Here is a 5625-nt window from a genome sequence, read left to right on the forward strand (position 1 = left end):
AAGAACGGCGTGTCCTATCCGATCGTCGTGCAGATGCCGCAGTATCTCGTCGACACGATCAGCGAGCTGAACAACGTCCCGATCGTCGCCAACGGCACGTCGCAGCTACTCGGGGCGCTGGCGACCGTCCGCCATACCCGCACGCCGGGCGTCGTGTCGCACTACAACGTGCAACCCGTGGTGGATATCTACGCCACCGTTCAGGACCGCGACCTGGGGTCCGTCGCCAACGACATCCAGAACATCCTCGACGAGACGCATAACGAGGCGCCGCGGGGATCGCTGGTGCTGCTGCGCGGCCAGGCAAAGACGATGCGCGGCGCCTATGACCAGCTGTTCGGTGGTCTCGCCTTCGCGATCGTGCTGATCTATCTGCTGATCGTGGTCAACTTCCAGTCCTGGATCGACCCATTCGTCATCATCACGGGCCTGCCGGCCGCGCTCGCGGGGATCGTGTGGATGCTGTTCATCACCCACACTACTCTGTCCGTCCCGGCCCTGACCGGTGCCATCATGTGCATGGGCGTGGCCACCGCCAACAGCGTGCTGGTCATCAGCTTCGCCCGTGAACAGCTCGCCGAAGGCAAGGACGCCCTGTCGGCCGCGCTGGAGGCCGGCTCCACCCGTCTCCGGCCGGTGATGATGACCGCCAACGCCATGATCATCGGCATGTGCCCGATGGCGATCAGTGCCGATCAGAACGCCGCACTTGGACGGGCCGTGATCGGCGGCCTCACCTGTGCTACCATCGCGACGCTGTTTTTTGTTCCGACCGTCTTCTCCATCGTCCATCGGCGCGACAACGCCGTGAAGCAGTTGGCAGGACACGAACGGCCGCCCATCCACGCATGACCCAGTTCGTGAAAACGCGCGATCCAGCCGGACCCGGAGCCACCATGCCTGACACCAACCCGCCGAGCGTCACGCCCCGGCCCGAGACGACGACGCCAGCCACGCAAGAGCGCAAGCCGCGCCGTTGGGTCGGTCGCCTGATCGGCCTTGTGGCTCTGGCCGCCGCGGTGGCCGTCGCAGTGATCGGCATCCTCGACCGGCAGGAATCGGATCAGAAGGTGGGACAGTGGACCCACCAGCAGGCGATCCCGAGCGTGGCCGTGGTGATGCCGAAGGGCGAGACGGCGCCGCCGCGCATTTCTCTGCCCGGTGACATAGAAGCCTACTTCCAGGCGCCGATCTATGCGCAGGTGAATGGCTATATCAAAGTCTGGTACAAGGACATCGGGGACTGGGTGAAAGCCGGCGACATCCTTGCGGTGATCGAGACGCCGGAGCTCGACCAGCAGCTCGACCAGGCAAAGGCCGACCTGCTCACCGCCCAGACCAACCAGAAGCTGGCCGAGATCACCGCCAAGCGCTGGGTGGCGCTGCTCAAGTCCAACGCGGTGTCGGTGCAGGCCACGGACGAAAAGACCGCCGACGCCGCCGCGAAGGCGGCACTGACGCAGGCCGCCGAGGCCAACGTGCAGCGGATCGAGGCGCTGCTCGCCTTCCGCAACCTCGTGGCACCCTTCGACGGCGTGGTGACGCAGCGGCATACCGACATCGGCGCCCTGGTCAGCGCCCATGGCAGCACTACCGACCACGAATTGTTCGCCGTCGCCGACATCCACCGGATGCGCATCTATGTCCGCGTCCCGCAGGTCTATTCGGCCGACATCACCAACGGCATGACGGCGGAGCTGAAGCTGCCGCAATACCCGAACCGGGTCTTCACGGCCGTGGTGGCGACCACGGCGAACGCGATCGATCCAAAGTCGCGCACCGTGCTGGTGCAGCTGCAGGCCGACAACGCCAAGGGAGAGCTGTGGCCCGGCACCTACGCGCAGGTCATCTTCCACCTGCCGCCGAACCGTGACGCGCTGTTCATCCCGGCCAGCGCGCTGATCTTCCAGGAGCACGGCGCCGAGGTCGCGACCGTGGGGCCGGACAACAAGGTCGTGCTGAAAAAGGTGCACATCGGACGGGACGACGGCACGCGCCTCGAAATCCTGCAGGGCATCACCGCGCAGGACCGCGTCATCAACAGCCCCCCCGACACGCTGACCGAGGGGGAGACCGTCCGGGTCATGCCGAACGCCCACGACAGCAACAACAACCCGCCCGAGACTGCCCACCAGTGACCCGTCCCTGCCGTCTTGCCGTCCTGTCCGCTCCGATCCTGGCCTCGGTTCTGTTGGTGGCGGGGTGCGACCTGGCGCCGAAGGAAAACCTGCCGATCATCCACGTGGCGGTGGCGTACAAGGACGCCGCCGCCTGGAAACCCGCCAACCCCTCCGACGAGATCCCGCGCGGCGCATGGTGGACGCTCTATCACGACCCGGTGCTGACCCGGCTGGAGGAGCGGCTCGACAGCAACAACCCGGACCTCGAGAACGAGGTCGCGATCTACGACCGGGCCCGCGCCTATGCGCAGGAAGCGGAATCCGGCCTCTACCCCACGCTGACGTTCGGCTCCGCCTACTCGTACCACAACCTGTCGACGAACGCCCGCCCGCTGCGTCCGCCGGGGCAGCCGGCCACGTACGGCCGAAACTCGTTCGATGCGTTCGCCACCTACGAAATCGACGTCTGGGACAAGCTGCACAACGAGGCGCGGGCCGGACAGGCATTGGCCGAAGCGGCGGCGGGCGACCTCGCGACGGCCAAGCTCAGCCTGGAGGCGGAGCTTGCCAGCGACTACCTCGTCTGGCGCGGCCTTGTCGACGAGGTCGCGCTGCTGCATCGCACGGTCGCGTCCTATCAGGCGGCGTACAACCTCGTCTCCGACCGGTTCCACGGCCAGATCGCGCCGGAGGTCGATGTCTCCCGCGCCGAGACCCAGCTGGAGGATGCGCGCGCGACCCTCGCCGGGCTGATCAACCGCCAGGTCCTGATGGAACACGCCATCGGGACGCTGACCGGCACGCCCGCGACCGATTTCACCATGCCCGCGGACAGCACGCCGCTGTCGATGCCCTACGTGCCGCCCGGGATGCCGTCCACGCTGCTGGAACGCCGCCCGGATATCGCGGCGGCCGAGCGGCGGGTGGCGGCGGCGGCGCACATCGTCGGGGTCGCCCGGGCCGCTTTCTATCCCGACATCTCGCTCGGTCTTGTCGGCGGCTTTGCCTCGAACGGGCCGGACCTGTTCACGCTGCCGAACAGCGCCTGGGTCCTAGGCTCCGGCCTGCTGCTGCCGATCCTGGACGGTGGCTACCGGCAGGCGGAACTGAATGACTCGGAAGCCGCCCTGCGGAGCGCCGATGCTGTCTATCGCGCCACGGTCCTCAGCGCCTTCCAGGACGTGGAAGACGCGTTGTCGGAGATCCACTGGCTGGGCGAGGAACAGAAATCCGCCAGCGCCGCGGTCAAATCCGCGCAGCTGACGGTGTCGCAGGCGACGGCGCTCTACCGCGACGGTGCAACCAACTTCCTGGAAGTCGCGGTCGCCCAGACGCAGGAACTGGATGCCGAGCGCCGGGCGGTCCAGCTGCACGCCGTCCAGACCGAGACGACGGTGAACCTGATCCGTGCCCTCGGTGGCGGCTGGACGCGGGCCGATATCCCGCCCCCGCCGCAACCCGGGCTGCTGCACGCGGGCCCCTGATCCCGCCGCGCGAAGGCGCCGTCGCTCCCTGCCGGCCGGCGAGCGGCGGCGACTATCGGCCACGCGGAACCGTGGCCGCGCCGCCACACCCCGGCCATCCTGCCGCCCAGCGTGGCCGCTTTCATCGAACTGACTTATCTCTGTAACCGTCGCGTCCCTGTTTATCGGTTTGTTGCCGCCGCACCGAAACCCGGTTTGCGAGGGACAACATGCCGTTCAACCCCCGTCGTCGCGCCGTTCTGGCGACGACCGCGATCGCCGCCGGCCTGCTCGGCTCCGCGCTGCCCGCCCGGGCGCAGGACGCCTCGGCCATCAACGGCATCGAGAGCCAGATCAAGCAGCTGCAGCGCGAACTCCAGTCGCTGAAGCGCGACATGGCGAACAAGGAGGCTCAGGTCCGGGCCGCCAAGCAGCAGGCGCAGCAAGCGCAGACACAGGCGCAGCAGGCGCAGAAGCAGGCCACCGCCGCGCAGGCACAGGCCGCCGCCGTGCAGTCGCGCGTCAACGTCGTGCCGCCTAGCATACCGGGAAGCTATCCGCCGCCGTACTCCGGCATGCCGCAATACAGCTACACCGCCGCGTCGCCGGCGCCGGCGCCCTCGATGATCGCGGGTCCGTCCGAGAATGCCGGCCCCTACTCGTTCGCGAGCAACCAGGTCGGCGTGAACACGAAGCCCTATACCGGACGAGGTACGTTCCGCATCGGCGACGTGACCGTCACGCTGGGCGGCTTCCTCGCCGGCGAATCCGTGTACCGGACCAAGAACGGCTCGGCGGACATCTCGACCGCGTTCGGCGCGATCCCCTTCAACCAGTCGCCGCTGGCGCATGAGGGCGAGTTCCGCACCACCGCGAAACAGTCCCGCCTGTCGATCCTGGCCTTCGGCGACCCGACGCCGAACACGCGCCTGACCGGCTACTACGAAATGGACTTCCTCGGTGCCGCGGCCACCGCCAACAGCAACGAGAGCAACAGTTACAACCTGCGTGTCCGCCAGCTCTTCGCCGCGATCGACCATGACGACCGCGAGGACGATATCGGCCTGCACTTCCTGGCCGGGCAGGCCTGGTCGCTGCTGACACCGAACCTCGTCGGCGCCGTACCGCGACTTGAAAATATCCCGCTGACCATCGACCCGCAGTACCAGGTGGGCTTCACCTGGGCGCGTCAGGCGCAGGTGCGGCTCTCCACGGACCTCGATGATCACAAGCTGTGGCTGGCGGTCTCCGCCGAAAGCCCGCAGACCACCTTCGGCACCAGCGGCTACGGCACCGCGACGACCTATCCGGCGGGTGCCAACGGCCTGATCCTGCCGGGCGGCGCCGGTTTTGCCAACGTCAACAACCCCGGCGGTCTCACCGAGGCGCCGACCACCAACTATTCGAACAATATCGCGCCCGACCTGATCGCCAAGGCCGCCTGGGACCCCGGCTTCGGTCATTACGAAATCCTCGGCATCATGCGGTTCATGTCTGACCGTGTCGACGCCCTCGGCACGGGCCACAACAACACCGCCGTCGGCGGCGGCGGCGGCGCCAACACGGTGATCCCGGTGATCCCGGGCCTGAACCTGCAGGCCAGCCTCCTCGGCGGCTACGGCATGGGCCGGTACGGGTCGGGCCAGCTCGCCGACGCGACGATCAGCCCGAACGGTTCGCTGGAGCCGCTGCCCGAGATCCTGGCGATGGGCGGCTTCGTCTCGCATCCGATCCCGTCGATCGACTTCTACGGGTATCTCGGCACCGAACAGATCATGAGCCGCGTCGATTACACCGTCGGCGGCAAGGGCTACGGCTACGGCAGCCCGCTGCTGGTGAATACCGGCTGCGGCACGGAGCTCAGCACGCTCGGGTGCGGTGCCAACAACAAGGCGCTCTACGAAGGCACGCTCGGCGCCTGGTGGCGTCCCTACACCGGCAACTACGGCACGTTCCAGACTGGTATCCAGTACTCGCACGTCCTGCGGCAGGCCTGGAGCGGCATCGGGGCGCCATATTCGAACTGATACTACCGCGCGCGG

4 protein-coding genes are annotated in these 5625 nt (G+C 67.6%); all 4 read left to right on the forward strand.

The features are described 5' to 3' along the window. Positions 1-852, forward strand: an 852-nt coding sequence (locus tag B8460_RS09875; protein ID WP_048861428.1) for an efflux RND transporter permease subunit, incomplete at its 5' end; no start/stop codon positions are given. A gap of 44 nt (positions 853-896) precedes the next feature. Then, positions 897-2138, forward strand: coding sequence for an efflux RND transporter periplasmic adaptor subunit (locus B8460_RS09880; protein WP_158322791.1), 1242 nt, complete (start codon positions 897-899; stop codon positions 2136-2138). Beyond that, positions 2135-3604: an efflux transporter outer membrane subunit gene (locus B8460_RS09885; RefSeq protein ID WP_084623452.1), complete on the forward strand. Its 1470-nt coding sequence runs from the start codon at positions 2135-2137 to the stop codon at positions 3602-3604. Before B8460_RS09880 ends, B8460_RS09885 begins: the two co-directional genes overlap by 4 nt. A 209-nt stretch (positions 3605-3813) precedes the next feature. After that, positions 3814-5610, forward strand: a complete 1797-nt coding sequence (locus tag B8460_RS09890) for a hypothetical protein (RefSeq protein WP_048861431.1) — start codon at positions 3814-3816, stop codon at positions 5608-5610. Positions 5611-5625 lie beyond the last annotated feature (15 nt).

It is taken from the genome of Acidisphaera rubrifaciens HS-AP3 (assembly GCF_000964365.1).
In the GTDB taxonomy this organism is placed as follows: Bacteria; Pseudomonadota; Alphaproteobacteria; order Acetobacterales; family Acetobacteraceae; genus Acidisphaera; species Acidisphaera rubrifaciens.

Bases quoted from the DNA above. Each gene is read 5' to 3' on its own strand.
- B8460_RS09880 (WP_158322791.1), top strand. From the start codon at position 897: ATGCCTGACACCAACCCGCCGAGCGTCACGCCCCGGCCCGAGACGACG.
- B8460_RS09890 (WP_048861431.1), top strand. From the start codon at position 3,814: ATGCCGTTCAACCCCCGTCGTCGCGCCGTTCTGGCGACGACCGCGATC.